The organism is Streptomyces coelicoflavus (assembly GCF_045041415.1).
GTDB classification, from domain to species: Bacteria; Actinomycetota; Actinomycetes; order Streptomycetales; family Streptomycetaceae; genus Streptomyces; species Streptomyces coelicoflavus.
In genome coordinates this window covers 4,918,438-4,931,140 of record NZ_CP108218.1, presented here as the reverse complement: position 1 = coordinate 4,931,140, position 12,703 = coordinate 4,918,438, and the positions used below count along the sequence as shown (strand labels likewise).

The following is a 12,703-nucleotide window of genomic DNA, read 5'->3' as shown; positions in this document are numbered from 1 at the left end:
CGCCCCCGTAGCCGGGCCCTGCGGGCGGGCTCAGCCGCTCAGTCGGGTGCCGCAGTGTGGCCAGGCACTCGCGCCGCTGCGGACGTACAGCTTCTGTGCCCGGTACGTCTGCTCCGCGGCCGACGCGTCCTGGGGGCGGCCCTCGCCGCCGAGGGCCTGCCAGGTGCCGGTGTCGAACTGGTAGAGCCCGCCGTACGTCCCCGAGGGGTCGACGGCGTCCGGGCGGCCGCCGGACTCGCAGGCGGCCAGGGCCTGCCAGTTCAGGCTGTCGGCGCCGTGGACGGAGGCCGGCCGGGGCCGGGTGCCGACCCGCACGATGCGCGGGCTGGGCTCGCGCACCACCTCGGTGCCGAGGCGGCGCGGCTTCTGCCGGACGCCGTTGACGGTGCGCAGGGCGTACGTGGTGCGGCGCAGTCCGGGCCGGCCCGCCTGCTCGACGACCTCGGCACCCCGGTAGAGGGTGGCGTCCTCGTCCCGGCGCTCGTCGAAGGGGATCGGGTCCTCGCGGACCTCCCGGGCCCCGGTGATCCGCAGCACCGTGACGGTCTGCCCGTCGCGCGGGAAGGCGCTCGCGGGAACGGACGTGGTGTCCTCGCCCCGCAGGGTGACCCCGGCCTCCTCGACCACCTCCCCGACGGTCGCGGCGTTGGTGCGGACGGTGCGGGTCCGGCCGTCCGCCATGACGGTCACCACCCGCTCGGTGCGCACCACCAGGGCGAGGCCCTCGCGGCCGATGCGCCGGGAGGGTTCGGTGGACAGGTGTGCGCCCTGGGTCCGTACGCCGAGCCGCCGCAGCGCCCCCTCCACCGTCTCCGCGGTCGTCCACACCTGGCGCCGGTGGCCGTCGAGGGTGAGGAGCACGGGCCGTCCGTGGCGGACGGTGACGTCCTCGCCGCTGGTCAGCGGGGCGCCGGGGGCGGGTTCGATCACGTCGTGGGCGCCCACCTGGACGCCTTCCTCGGCGAGCAGCTCGGTCACGTCGTCGGCGAAGGTGTGCAGCGTGCGCGGGGTGCCGTCGACGGTCAGCTCGACGGCCTTGTCCTTGGCGACGAAGGCGGTGGTGCCGCCCGCGAGGAACACCACGACCAGCGCCCGCGGCAGCAGCCGGCGCAGGGAGGAGCCCTCCGCGCGCCCCGCGCACCGCGCCCGGCGCCGGCGCTCGGCGCGCCCGTCGTTCTGCCGGGGCAGCGCGGGCGCGGTCGGCTCGTGGACGTCTTGGACGTCTTGGACGTCGTGGCCGTCGTGGCCGTCGTGGCCGTCGTGGATGGGCGGCGGGGGCCGGTACGAGTCGCCGTACCCGTACGGCAGGGTCGGCGCGCTGTGCACGTCGTACGGCGCGAGTTCCTCGTAAGCCCCGTACGCTCCATACGCCTCGTACGGCCCGTACGCCTCGTACGCCTCTGCCGGCTCGAACTGCGTTCTGCTCACGCCCACACGCTCCAGGGGTCCCGATCGGGCCCCCAGAACCTAGCGGAGGGCCGGTCACTCTCCCAAGCGGCGCGACTACCCAGCGTGTCAGTAGCCGAAGGCGCGGGCCGTGTTCGCGGCGAGGGCGGTCGCCAGGGTGTCCTCGTCGACGCCCCGTACGTCCGCCATGGCCCGCACCGTGACCGGCACCAGGTAGGGCGCGTTCGGCCGCCCCCGGTAGGGCACCGGCGTCAGGAACGGCGCGTCGGTCTCCACCAGGACCAGCTCCGCCGGGGCCACGGCGAGGGCGTCGCGCAGGTTCTGGGCGTTCTTGAAGGTGACGTTGCCGGCGAAGGACATGTAGTACCCGGCACGCGCGCAGACCTCGGCCATCTCGGCGTCGCCGGAGTAGCAGTGGAAGACGGTGCGCTCCGGAGCGCCCTCCTCCTTGAGGACGCGCAGCACGTCGGTGTGGGCGTCGCGGTCGTGGATGACGAGGGTCTTGCCGTGCCGCTTGGCGATCTCGATGTGGGCGCGGAAGGACCGCTCCTGGGCCTCCTTGCCCTCGGGACCGGTACGGAAGTAGTCGAGACCCGTCTCTCCGACGCCCCTGACCTGCGGAAGTGCCGCGAGCCGGTCGATCTCGGCGAGGGCGTCGTCGAGCGCCGCGTCCCCGCCGGCCTGCCGCGCCCCCTGCCGCGACCACCCGTCGGGGTCGCCGTGGACGATGCGCGGCGCCTCGTTGGGGTGCAGGGCGACGGTGGCGTGGACGGCGTCGTGGGCGGCGGCGGTCTCGGCGGCCCAGCGGGACCCGGCGAGGTCGCAGCCGACCTGGACGACGGTCGTGACACCTACGGAGGCGGCCTTGGCGAGCGCCTCGTCCACCGTGCCGGACTGCATGTCGAGGTGGGTGTGCGAGTCGGCGACCGGTACCCGCAGGGGCTCGGGGAGCGGGGGCGCGGCGTCCTTGTCGGACCGGCCCGAGGCGTTCGAAGGCATGCCCCGATCCTACGAAAGGCTCCGCGCGCCCCGAGGAGTCGGCTAGTCGGCCTTGCGGTGGAGGTGGAGGGCGTGCAGCAGGTCGGTCAGGTGCCACGGCCGGTGCCCGGCGCCGAGCCCCGGCGCCCCCGGTCCGGGCGCCTCGGGCACCTGCGACGGCCGCGGCACCAGGGGCACCTCGAGCGGTCCGGCGGGCGGTACGCGGCGGGCACTGTGGGTGGTGCCGCGCACCGAGGCGACCCGGCCCGGGCGCATGATCCGCACGACGTGGTTGTCGCAGGTGGCGCAGGTCGGCCGGGTCAGCGGAGAAGGCACGACGCGGCCGTCCACCACATAGAGCACGAACTCGTGGCCGTCGGCGTCCGTGTGGTGCTCGATCTCGAACGACTGCTCCCAGCCGTGCCCGCACCGCATGCAGGCGAAGGAGTACGACTCGTGGACGACGGCGGTGGCACCGGCACGCACTCCGGTCCGCACGGCGCTCTCACTCATGCTCATCCCGGCTCCTTCGGTTCGTTCCGTTCCTTTCTCCAGTGGACTCCTCCACCGACCGGAAAGCACCAGGTACTGCCGAGTATTTGGGCCGATTTGGGCTGCGCTTGGCGGGAGTCCCCGCAAGGTCAGCGGCGGGTCAAGAGCACGGCACCCAGGGTCAAGCCGAGCCCTTCGGATTCCCCCGTTCTTCCCAGGCGGCCTTCTCAGGCACCAGTCTCAGGCGTTCTTCTCCGCGCCCTTCTCCGCGTTCTTCGCGGCCACCACCGCGTCGAACACCTCCCGCTTGGGCACGCCCACCTGGGCCGCCACCGCCGCGATCGCCTCCTTGCGCCGCTCCCCCGCCTCCTCGCGCACCCGCACCCGGCGCACCAGCTCCCCGGCGTCGACCTCCTCGGCCCCCTTGTCCGGCGCCCCCTCGACGACGACGGTGATCTCGCCCCGCACCCCTTCACCGGCCCACGCGGCCAGCTCCCCCAGCCCTCCGCGCCTGACCTCCTCGTACGTCTTGGTCAGCTCCCGGCAGACGGCGGCCCGCCGGTCGGTGCCGAACACCTCGGCCATGGCGGCGAGGGTGTCGTCGAGACGGTGCGGGGCCTCGAAGTAGACGAGGGTCCGGCGCTCCTCGGCGACCTCGCGCAGCCGGGTCAGCCGCTCGCCGGCCTTGCGGGGCAGGAAGCCCTCGAAGCAGAACCGGTCGACCGGCAGCCCCGACAGGGCGAGCGCGGTCAGCACGGCCGACGGCCCGGGTACGGCGGTGACGCGGACCCCCCGCTCGACGGCGGCGGCGACCAGCCGGTACCCGGGGTCGGACACCGACGGCATCCCGGCGTCGGTGACCAGCAGCACCCGCGCTCCCCCGGCCAGCTCCTCCACCAGCTCGGGCGTACGGGCGGACTCGTTGCCCTCGAAGTACGACACGACACGCCCCGCGGGCGCGACGCCGAGCGCCTGGGTGAGCCGGCGCAGCCGCCGGGTGTCCTCGGCGGCGACGACGTCCGCACCGGCCAGTTCCGCGGCGAGCCGGGGCGGGGCGTCCTGGACGTCGCCGATGGGGGTGCCCGCGAGTACAAGGGTTCCAGTCACGCCCCCATCCTCCCAGGCCGCCATGGAGGGGGACGTATCCGCACCGGGAGGCCCATGCGCGGGACGTGCACAGCGCGGTTCCCTACGATGGCGCGGTGACCAGTACCGCGTCCTCCACGGACACCCGGCAGGGCCAGGCCCCGCACGACGAGCGGCCCACCTGGCAGCAGCGGCTGCGCCGCTTCGGCTACACGGCGGGGCCCGCGGCCGACGACGTCCGCGACCGGCTGGTGCCGCCGTACACGAGCCCGAGTCCGCGCCTGTGGGCGTTCCTGGGCCTGTCGAAGCCGCTCGCCGACCGGATGGTCCGCTGGTCGGCGTGGGGCGGGCCGCTGCTGGTGGCGCTGCTCGCGGGCGTGCTGCGGTTCTGGAACCTGGGCAGCCCGAAGGCGGTGATATTCGACGAGACGTACTACGCCAAGGACGCGTGGGCGCTGATCCACCGCGGTTTCGAGGTCAACTGGGACAAGAACGCCAACGACCTGATCCTGAACTCGGGCGGCGACGTCCCGATCCCGGCCGACGCCGCGTACGTCGTGCACCCGCCGGTCGGCAAGTACGTCATCGGCCTCGGGGAGCTGCTGTTCGGCTTCGACCCGTTCGGCTGGCGCTTCATGACGGCGCTGCTGGGCACCCTGTCGGTGCTGCTGCTGTGCCGGATCGGCCGTCGACTGTTCCGCTCCACGTTCCTGGGGTGCCTGGCGGGCGGCCTGATGGCGCTGGACGGCCTGCACTTCGTGATGAGCCGCACCGCGCTGCTGGACAGCGTGCTGATGTTCTTCGTGCTGGCCGCCTTCGGCTGCCTGGTCGTCGACCGCGACAGAGCCCGTGCCCGACTCGCCGCCGCCCTCCCGGTGGACGAGGACGGCCGCGTCCGCCCCGACGCGCACGTCGCGCAGACCCTGCGGCTCGGGTGGCGCCCGTGGCGCCTGGCGGCGGGCCTGATGCTGGGCCTGGCGGCGGCCACCAAGTGGAACGGCCTCTACATCATGGCGGCCTTCTGCGTGATGGCCGTCCTGTGGGACGTCGGCTCCCGCCGCGTCGCGGGCGCCCACCACCCCTACCGCGCGGTACTCCGCCACGACCTGGGCTGGGCCTTCCTCTCCACGGTCCCGGTGGCCCTGGCGACGTACCTCCTCTCCTGGCTCGGCTGGATCCTCTCTCCCTCCGACGGCACGGGCGGCTACTACCGCGACTGGGCGACGAAGGACGGCGCGAACAGCTCCTGGTCGTGGCTCTTCCCCGACTGGTGGCGCAGCCTGTGGCACTACGAGACCCAGGTCCTCGAATTCCACACCCACCTCACGTCGCCGCACACGTACCAGTCGAACCCGTGGAGCTGGATCGTCCTGGGCCGCCCGGTCTCCTACTTCTACGAGTCCCCGTCGGCGGGCTCGGACGGCTGCCCGGTCGACGCGGGCGAGAAGTGCGCCCGCGAGGTACTGGCGCTGGGCACGCCCCTCCTGTGGTGGGTGGGCTGCTTCGCCCTGCTGTACGTCCTGTGGCGCTGGTTCTTCCGCCGCGACTGGCGCGCGGGCGCCATCGCCTGCGGCATCGCGGCCGGCTACCTCCCCTGGTTCCTGTACCAGGAGCGCACGATCTTCATCTTCTACGCCGTCGTCTTCGTCCCGTTCCTCTGCCTCGCGGTGGCGATGCTCCTGGGGGCGATCATCGGCCGCCCGGGCTGCACGGACACCCGCCGCGTCGCGGGCGCGACGGGAGCGGGCGTCCTGGTGCTGCTCATCGCGTGGAACTTCATCTACTTCTGGCCCCTGTACACGGGCACGGCGATCCCGATGGAGGAGTGGAGAGCGCGGATGTGGCTGGACACGTGGGTCTAGCCGGGCGGACGTCTCATGGGGCCGCGGCGGAACGCTGCGGCCCCATGGCCGTTGTTGGTCGTCAGTGCGGCCGAGGATCCGTCGCTGAAGTTAGTACAACCTTCACCTACCGGCGCGTGTCTAGTTGCAGACGGCATGTACCACGCCGTACTGAACTCAGGAGCACCCCTATGTCCAGCGATGCGCTGATGACCTTCAAGAGCCACATCGAAGGCAAGAACGCCGAAGTGGCCATCTATCACGACCGGGTCGAGTGGGCCCGAAGCCGCGGCATGAGCGCCAAGAAGCTCACGGCGGGCTTCCTGACCGGTGGCGCATCGCTCCTGGCCACGGGGGTCCGTAGCTCCGACGCAGGCGCTGAGATGATTCCGATCAGGAGCATCTCCAGCGTGGTGGCCAAGCGGGACGGTCTGATGTACACCAAGGTGGTGGTGGTGGCTTCGGGCAACACGATCGAGTTCCGGGTCCCGCATGACTCGGCTCCTGGCATCAAGGCGCTACTCACCGACTTGGTGCTCGGAAAGGCCCCTGCCCCTGACCAGGCGTCTTCTGCTGTCGCTCAACCTGTTCAGGCGGCGACCCCCTCGTCGCAGGCGAGTACACCCGTCGAGCAGCTGCGACAGCTGGCGGAGCTGCGAGATGCCGGCATCCTCACGGAGGAGGAGTTCACGACCAAGAAGGCAGAGATCCTCGCCCGCATGTAAGGCAGTCGACGCGAAGCTTGTGAAGCGGGGCGTCACTGCAGTGGCGTCACCGACTAGTTCAAGATCTACTCCTGGCCCTTGTACACGGGCACGGCGATCCCGAGGCCCGAGGGAGGAGTGGCGGTCGAGGATGTGGCTGGACACGTGGGTGTAGCCGGGCACACGCGCCGCTGCGGTGAAGCCGCCGAAGCGGCGCCGCCCGGTCGGGTCGGTCCCGCCCAAGGCGTCACCCACCGGTGCCGCTTCGCGTACGACCAGGTCACCGCGGTCATCAGCGCGGGGATGGCGAACAGCGGGGCGAAGGCGAAGCCCCAGACGGTCTGTGCCGTGCCGCTCGACAGGTACGTCTGGCTCTCGGCGGTGAGGGCGACCACGAGTTGCCACAGCGCCATCAGGACCAGGACGCCCGAGGCGGTCCAGGCCAGCGGGGCGAGGACCCCGGGGCGCAGCGGCCGCCACCGGTCGCTGACGAGCAGCAGCGGGAAGAGCGCGGCCAGTTCGGCGAGGACGGAGAGGCCGACGACGTAGACGATGCCCCAGCCCGGGATGTCGTAGACGTCGCGCAGCACCTGGTCGCTGTAGCCCACGTGGACACCGGCCGCCATGGCGATGCGCCACAGGCCGGACGGGACGGCGCACAGCGCGACGGCGTGGGCGGCGCGACGAGCCCAGACGGGCGCGGGGGCGGGTGCGGGGCCGAGGAGAGGAGCGGACGCTGTCGTCATGGCGTCCATGCTGGCCCTGGACCTGCTGGCCGCGCTTCGTCCGCTGCGGCGGACCGTGTCCGCCTCACGGGTGAGATGGCACTCCCTGAAGGAGGACCTGAGCAGGCCCAGTTGCCGGGTGCCAGAGGGCACCGCTACGACGTGGCCTCGATGGCGACCTCGGCCCAGACCGTCAGCCCTTCGCCGCTTCGCCGTGTCCCCCAACGGGTGGCCAGCGCGTCGGTGATCAGCAGGCCTCGCCCGCCCTCGCACTCCGCCTCGGATCCACCCGCCGACGGGGAGGCCACCGGCGTACCGCCACTGCGGCCGTCATCGGTCACGCCCACCGTGGCGGTACCGGGGGTGAGGGCGCAAGCGATCACGACAGTCGGACTTTCCGCGTGCTCCAGGGCGTTGGCCACCAGTTCGCCCGTGATGGCCACGAGATCGTCCGTCGTGCCCGCCGGCAGCCTCCACGACCGGCACGTGTCACGGACGTAGTGCCGTGCGGTACGGGCGGAGGCGAGGTTCCTGCCGGGGAGCGTGAGCATGCCGTACGCGCGGAGTGCCGGTGGGGTTTCGTGCACCGGGCACGGCCCCGCTTCCCTGAGGCGTAAGCCCCGGGACTCGGCGATGAGCAGGGCGTCCGAGAGTGCGTCCGCCAACTGGTCGGTCAGGAGGTGGAGTTCTCCGTCCTCCGACGGCTGCTCCTTCAGCGTTTCCCGTGCTCGGCCGAGCAGCCGGTCGCCCAGGCCGAGCTGCACCGCTTCCATACGGTCGGCGAGCCGGGAGACCGGCCCGTTTCCATCCGTGAGGAGCAGGGCGGTGCGCCCTTGGAAGTCGGGGCACGGCAGGATCCTTACGCGATCCGTCCCCCCGCTCATGATGCCGCCGCCTGGCAGGCGTGGATGTCACGGGAGTCCAGGTCGACGCCGTACGTAGCGCACCAGAGGACATCGCGACGCAGCCGCTGAACGCGGGCCTTCTCGTCGCGCTCGTACGCGGTGAGGTAGGGGCGCACAAGGCGAGTGGACGTGCCGTCGATGGGCTCGTGCCAGTGGCGGACAGTGGCAGCGGGGGAAGCAGTACAGCGCTGCCACGCACGCGGCACCGGCCACGAGTCCCTCTGTGCGGTCGCTGCAGGCGGTGACAGGCTCTCGTTTCGACGATGGCGTCCAGTCGGTTCCAGGAAGAGCTGAGTCCAGCGGGCGAGGTTCCTGCACATGCGTCGCATGTATGCCCCTTCGGTTCTGTTGGGCGCGAGGCAGGGGTGCCGGGCTGACCAGGTGTTCTCTCACCAGCCGGCGCCGGCTCGACGATGCCCTGCCGCAGGCGCCAACGTCCCTTGCCGTCAGTGGGGTTGCCAGAAGTTCTGCGAGCATCGTTGCTCATGAGAAATATTTCTCGCAACGGTTCTCACTCGAAAGAGTCACCGTCAGTGAAGTCGGCGAACAGTGCGCGTGTCGGCGCTACCGTGCGCACCAGGGAGGTAGAACATGACCGACGCTCAGCCCAACCTGCACCGGAGACGTCTCGGCCTGGAGCTGCGGACGCTTCGCAAGGCGGCCGGGATGAGCCTCGCGGAGGCAGCCGATCGGTTGGCGCTCTCGGGAGCCCCGGCGCTCAGCAAGATCGAGAACGGCAAGCAGCGGGTGCCGCCCATAGCGCTCGCCGGCTTCTTCGAGGTGTACGGACTCCAGAACACGGAGCGGGCCGACCGGCTTCGCAGGCTGGCGACCCTCGCGAGTTCGGGGAGGCGGAGCAATCTCCTGGATCAGTATCGCCACTCCATCCGTGATCCCTTTGCCGAGTATCTGCACCTTGAGGATCTGGCGTCGAAGAGCGAGACCTTCACCTGGCTGATCCCCGGCCTGCTTCAGACGGCGGAGTACGCCCGATCCATCGTCGAGCGCAGCCGGAAGTGGCAGACCAATCGGGAGATCGACAACTTCGTCGAGCTGCGCATGGCGCGGCAGCAGACGCTGTCACGCCCCTCGCCCCTGCACCTCTGGTGCGTCCTGGACGAATCCGCACTGCACAGAGAAGTCGGCAGCAAGCAGGTCATGAAGGCTCAGCTCGAGCACCTGCTCGAGATCACCGACCGGCACAGGCACGTGACGGTCCAGGTACTCCCGTTCAACCAAGGTGCCCATGCGGGTATCGACGGGCCGTTCCACTTGCTGCACTTCCCCGCCGGCCCCCCTGTGGCCGTAGTGCAACCGATGACAACATCCCTCTACCTGGAGGAAGATAGCGACATTGGGCGCTACGAAACCGCGTTCAACCACCTCCGCGCCGAAGCCCTCGACGCAGAGGCCACGCAACGCCACATCCACGACTTGATCAAGGACCGCTACGCATGAACAAGAAGGTCGACCTCACCAACGCCTCCTGGGCCAAGAGCGACCTGAGCGACGGAGGCGACAACTGCCTCGAGGTCGCCTTCGTCGACGGTGTGGTCGCCCTGCGCGACTCCAACGACGTCGGAGACCCCGACGCCCCCGTGCTCATAGTCTCCGAGGCCGACTACCGCGCCTTCGTCGGAGGCATCGGCAAGGGCCAGCGCAGCCTCTTGCTGCCGTAGCGCGTGCCACTCGCAGGGCCAGCTGGGCAGCGTACTCGGGCTCGCTGTCGACGTCACGGTCCCGTCGCGGCTGATGCCAACAGCACCACAGGAGGTGCACGCATGGCGGACACGGCGCCTTCCCTGGCCGAGCGCAGAAGCGTGAAGTGGTTCAAAAGCAGTTACAGCGGCGGCGAGGGCAACGAGTGCGTCGAGGTGGCCGACCGCTGCTCATGGGTAGGCGTACGGGACTCGAAGAGTCCTCGGAAGTCCCTCTCCCTTTCCAAGACGCGTTCACCGCGTTCGTCGCAAATCTGCCGAAGGCCCGGCCCGGCGACTCCCACCCATAGAGATCGGCAGGAGCTGAGAACGCGAGGGCCCGACGGACGGTGTGCTACGCCCTTGCCCGGCTGACATCAGATTGTGGCCCGCCAGACGCACCGCCCGATACCGTGAATTCCACATCCTGAAAGGAGCGCCTCTGCCATGACCGCGGACCCGGCAGACTCAGGTCAGCCCCACCTTCCCCCCATGCGTACCATCGGCGAACTGCGCGCGGCCCTCACCATGGGTTATGGCTTCCCTGGCGACGCCGATGACTTCGAGGCCGAGCTGGCGCGTGAGATCAACCATGCCGATCCCGCCGATCTCTCCGGCGTCGTCCGCCTCGTGGAGGAGTTCCGCGGTCGGGTGATCGCCCGCCAGGACCCGGCCTTCAGCACCTCTGTCGCCGCCGCCGTCGCAGAGATTCAGGCAGCCCGAAGGACCGGCCGGTGACCGACGGCCAGGACCGGACCGTTGCCGAGGTCACACAAGAGGCCCGCGCTCGCTGCCTACGCATCGGCGCAGGAGCGGTGGAAGCCGTCGAGTCGCTGTGCGCCGAGTTGGAGAAGAACCCGACGCTGGGGCGACGGGCACACAGCGCTGTCGGGAGCATGAAGCTCTACACGACCCGCATCGAAGGCACAGCCACTCGCCCCGCCCTCACTGTGACCTACGTCTACGACGCGCCTCCTCCCGAACCCGGCCTGGTCCGCGTCGCCCTGGTCTCACCCGTCCACTTCGCGGGCGGCGACACCGGGTTCTGACCGTCGTGCCCCGTCCCCGGTCTCCTTTAGGCCACCAATCGGAAACACCCGTACCGCCTGTCACCCCCTGCGCATAGAGTGCACGGACAACTGCTTCTGAACGCGTTCAAGAAGGCGGGCGGAAGGTCTGACGGGGAGGGGACTGCCGATGGGCAGGGGGGTGAAGGTCGCCGTCATAGGCGGGGTGTTCGCCGTGATGGTGGGCGGTGCCGGGTACGGCGCCTACAACGTGGTGTCGGCGCTGGACGGGGGCGGCGGGTCGTCCGGGTCGGAGGCCAAGAGCGGGCCGCCGGACAAGGACGAGGTCGCGGAGACCAGCGAGAAGTTCTTCGCGGCCTGGGAGAAGGGCGACGCGACGACCGCCGCGGGGTACACGAACAACGCCTCGGTCGCCACGACGCTGCTGACCGCCTACGGCGAGGACGCGCACATCGGCGGCGTCGAGATCACGCCGGGCACGGCGGCCGGTGCCTCCGTGCCGTTCACGGTGAAGGCGAAGGTGTCGTACGAGGGGACGACCAAGCCGCTCAGCTACAAGAGCACGCTCACCGTGGTGCGCGGGGAGACCAGCGGGCGCGCGCTGGTGGACTGGGCGCCGTCCGTCGTCCACCCGGACCTGAAGGACGGCGACACCCTGGTCACCGCGGAGTCGTCGACGCCGCAGATCCAGGCCGTCGGGCGGGACGGCGCCGTGCTGAGCAAGGAGAAGTACCCCTCGCTCGGGCCGATCCTCGCCAAGCTCCGGGAGAAGTACGGCGACCAGGCCGGCGGCACCCCCGGTGTCGAGCTCGCGGTCCGGCACACGGCCGCGAACGCGCCGGACACCCCGCTGCTGACGCTGACCGAGGGCGAGCCCGGGAAGCTGAAGACCACGCTCAGCGCGAGCGTGCAGGCCACGGCCGAGAAGGCGGTGAAGCGGTACGGCGAGTCCTCCGTGGTCGCCGTGAAGCCCAGCACCGGTGAAGTGCTGGCCGTGGCGAACAACCGTCAGGACGGGTTCAACGCCGCCTTCCAGGGCAAGGTCGCCCCCGGTTCCACCATGAAGATCGTCACCGCTGCCATGCTCATCGACAACGGCGTGACCTCGATGAACGGGCCGGCACCCTGCCCGGAGACGGCGACCTGGCAGAGTCAGACCTTCCACAACGTCACCAACATGAAGCCCAACATGAGCGCCACGCTCGCCAACACCTTCATGCGCTCCTGCAACACCGGCTTCATCAAGCTCGTCGACGAGAAGCCGCTCACCGACTCCTCGCTGACCCAGGAGGCACAGGAGCGCTTCGGGCTCGGGCAGGACAACTGGCAGACCGGCATCGTCTCCTCCGACGGGAGCGTCCCCGCCTCCGGCGGGCCCGACCGCGCCGCCAACGCCATCGGGCAGGGCCAGGTCCAGATGAACCCGCTGAACATGGCCTCGGTCACCGCGACCGCCATCACCGGCGAGTTCCGCCAGCCCTACCTGGTGCCGTTCGACCTGGACGACCGGAAGCCGGCCACCGCCAAGGGGCTGCCGCAGAACACCGCGTCCCAGCTCAAGCAGATGATGCGGCTCACTGCCACCCAGGGCACCGCCATCAAGGCCATGTCCGGGCTCAGCGGCGACATCGGCGCCAAGACCGGATCGGCCGAGGTCGACGGGCAGGCGGTCTCCAACAGCTGGTTCACCGGCTTCCGCAACGACATCGCGGCGGCGGCCATGACCGAGGAGGGCGGCCACGGCGGCGACGCGGCCGGGCCGATCGTCGCAGACGTGCTACGAGCCGGCGGCTGACGCGGACCGGTGGCCATGGGTGGCCCTACTGTGGTCGCCGTCGCC

The 12,703-nt window shown here is 70.8% G+C and carries 15 protein-coding genes; 8 read left to right on the top strand and 7 right to left on the bottom strand.

What is annotated here, in order from left to right; translation table 11 throughout:
• Positions 1-30 precede the first annotated feature (30 nt).
• From OHA99_RS22025 to rsmI, 4 genes are all read right to left on the bottom strand, one after another.
• Positions 31-1,428 (bottom strand): ubiquitin-like domain-containing protein, encoded by a 1,398-nt coding sequence (locus OHA99_RS22025; protein WP_405697385.1) that lies wholly within the window; start codon positions 1,426-1,428, stop codon positions 31-33.
• 87 nt (positions 1,429-1,515) lie between these two features.
• Positions 1,516-2,406, bottom strand: coding sequence for a TatD family hydrolase (locus OHA99_RS22020; protein ID WP_165685746.1), 891 nt, complete (start codon positions 2,404-2,406; stop codon positions 1,516-1,518).
• A gap of 42 nt (positions 2,407-2,448) precedes the next feature.
• On the bottom strand, positions 2,449-2,898 hold the full coding sequence (locus tag OHA99_RS22015; protein WP_228126200.1) for a hypothetical protein: 450 nt from the start codon (positions 2,896-2,898) through the stop codon (positions 2,449-2,451).
• Positions 2,899-3,117: 219 nt separating this feature from the next.
• Positions 3,118-3,984, bottom strand: coding sequence for a 16S rRNA (cytidine(1402)-2'-O)-methyltransferase (gene rsmI, locus OHA99_RS22010; protein WP_164245406.1), 867 nt, complete (start codon positions 3,982-3,984; stop codon positions 3,118-3,120).
• A gap of 95 nt (positions 3,985-4,079) precedes the next feature.
• Between rsmI and OHA99_RS22005 the strand changes: the two genes are divergently transcribed.
• Positions 4,080-5,825, top strand: a complete 1,746-nt coding sequence (locus OHA99_RS22005) for a dolichyl-phosphate-mannose--protein mannosyltransferase (protein WP_405697383.1) — start codon at positions 4,080-4,082, stop codon at positions 5,823-5,825.
• A 170-nt stretch (positions 5,826-5,995) separates the two neighbouring features.
• The gene (locus OHA99_RS22000; protein WP_194280050.1) at positions 5,996-6,529 is read left to right on the top strand and encodes an SHOCT domain-containing protein; all 534 of its coding nucleotides are present in this window, start codon (positions 5,996-5,998) and stop codon (positions 6,527-6,529) included.
• A 65-nt stretch (positions 6,530-6,594) separates the two neighbouring features.
• On the opposite strand, the gene OHA99_RS21995 is transcribed toward OHA99_RS22000, so the two are convergent.
• From OHA99_RS21995 to OHA99_RS21985, 3 genes are all read right to left on the bottom strand, one after another.
• The gene (locus tag OHA99_RS21995) at positions 6,595-7,254 is read right to left on the bottom strand and encodes a hypothetical protein (protein ID WP_228126199.1); all 660 of its coding nucleotides are present in this window, start codon (positions 7,252-7,254) and stop codon (positions 6,595-6,597) included.
• A gap of 134 nt (positions 7,255-7,388) precedes the next feature.
• The gene (locus tag OHA99_RS21990; RefSeq protein WP_153179443.1) at positions 7,389-8,117 is read right to left on the bottom strand and encodes an anti-sigma regulatory factor; all 729 of its coding nucleotides are present in this window, start codon (positions 8,115-8,117) and stop codon (positions 7,389-7,391) included.
• Positions 8,114-8,254, bottom strand: coding sequence for a hypothetical protein (locus tag OHA99_RS21985; protein WP_194280362.1), 141 nt, complete (start codon positions 8,252-8,254; stop codon positions 8,114-8,116). Before OHA99_RS21985 ends, OHA99_RS21990 begins: the two co-directional genes overlap by 4 nt.
• 475 nt (positions 8,255-8,729) lie before the next feature.
• Here OHA99_RS21985 and OHA99_RS21980 point away from each other — a divergent pair, with 475 nt between their 5' ends.
• The 6 genes from OHA99_RS21980 to OHA99_RS21955 all read left to right on the top strand — a co-directional run bounded on the left by OHA99_RS21980 (position 8,730) and on the right by OHA99_RS21955 (position 12,658).
• A complete protein-coding gene (locus OHA99_RS21980; protein WP_153179441.1) occupies positions 8,730-9,596 on the top strand; it encodes a helix-turn-helix transcriptional regulator in 867 nt (288 codons plus the stop codon).
• Entirely contained in the window at positions 9,593-9,817 is a 225-nt protein-coding gene (locus tag OHA99_RS21975) for a DUF397 domain-containing protein (protein WP_153179440.1), read from the top strand. The genes OHA99_RS21980 and OHA99_RS21975 overlap by 4 nt, the downstream gene beginning before the upstream one ends.
• Positions 9,818-9,919: 102 nt before the next feature.
• Positions 9,920-10,210 (top strand): DUF397 domain-containing protein, encoded by a 291-nt coding sequence (locus OHA99_RS21970; RefSeq protein ID WP_153179439.1) that lies wholly within the window; start codon positions 9,920-9,922, stop codon positions 10,208-10,210.
• 117 nt (positions 10,211-10,327) lie between these two features.
• Positions 10,328-10,573, top strand: coding sequence for a hypothetical protein (locus OHA99_RS21965; RefSeq protein ID WP_134654762.1), 246 nt, complete (start codon positions 10,328-10,330; stop codon positions 10,571-10,573).
• A gap of 77 nt (positions 10,574-10,650) precedes the next feature.
• Positions 10,651-10,884, top strand: coding sequence for a hypothetical protein (locus OHA99_RS21960; protein WP_153179438.1), 234 nt, complete (start codon positions 10,651-10,653; stop codon positions 10,882-10,884).
• 148 nt (positions 10,885-11,032) lie between these two features.
• The gene (locus OHA99_RS21955) at positions 11,033-12,658 is read left to right on the top strand and encodes a penicillin-binding transpeptidase domain-containing protein (RefSeq protein ID WP_405697380.1); all 1,626 of its coding nucleotides are present in this window, start codon (positions 11,033-11,035) and stop codon (positions 12,656-12,658) included.
• The last annotated feature ends 45 nt before the right edge of the window (positions 12,659-12,703 follow it).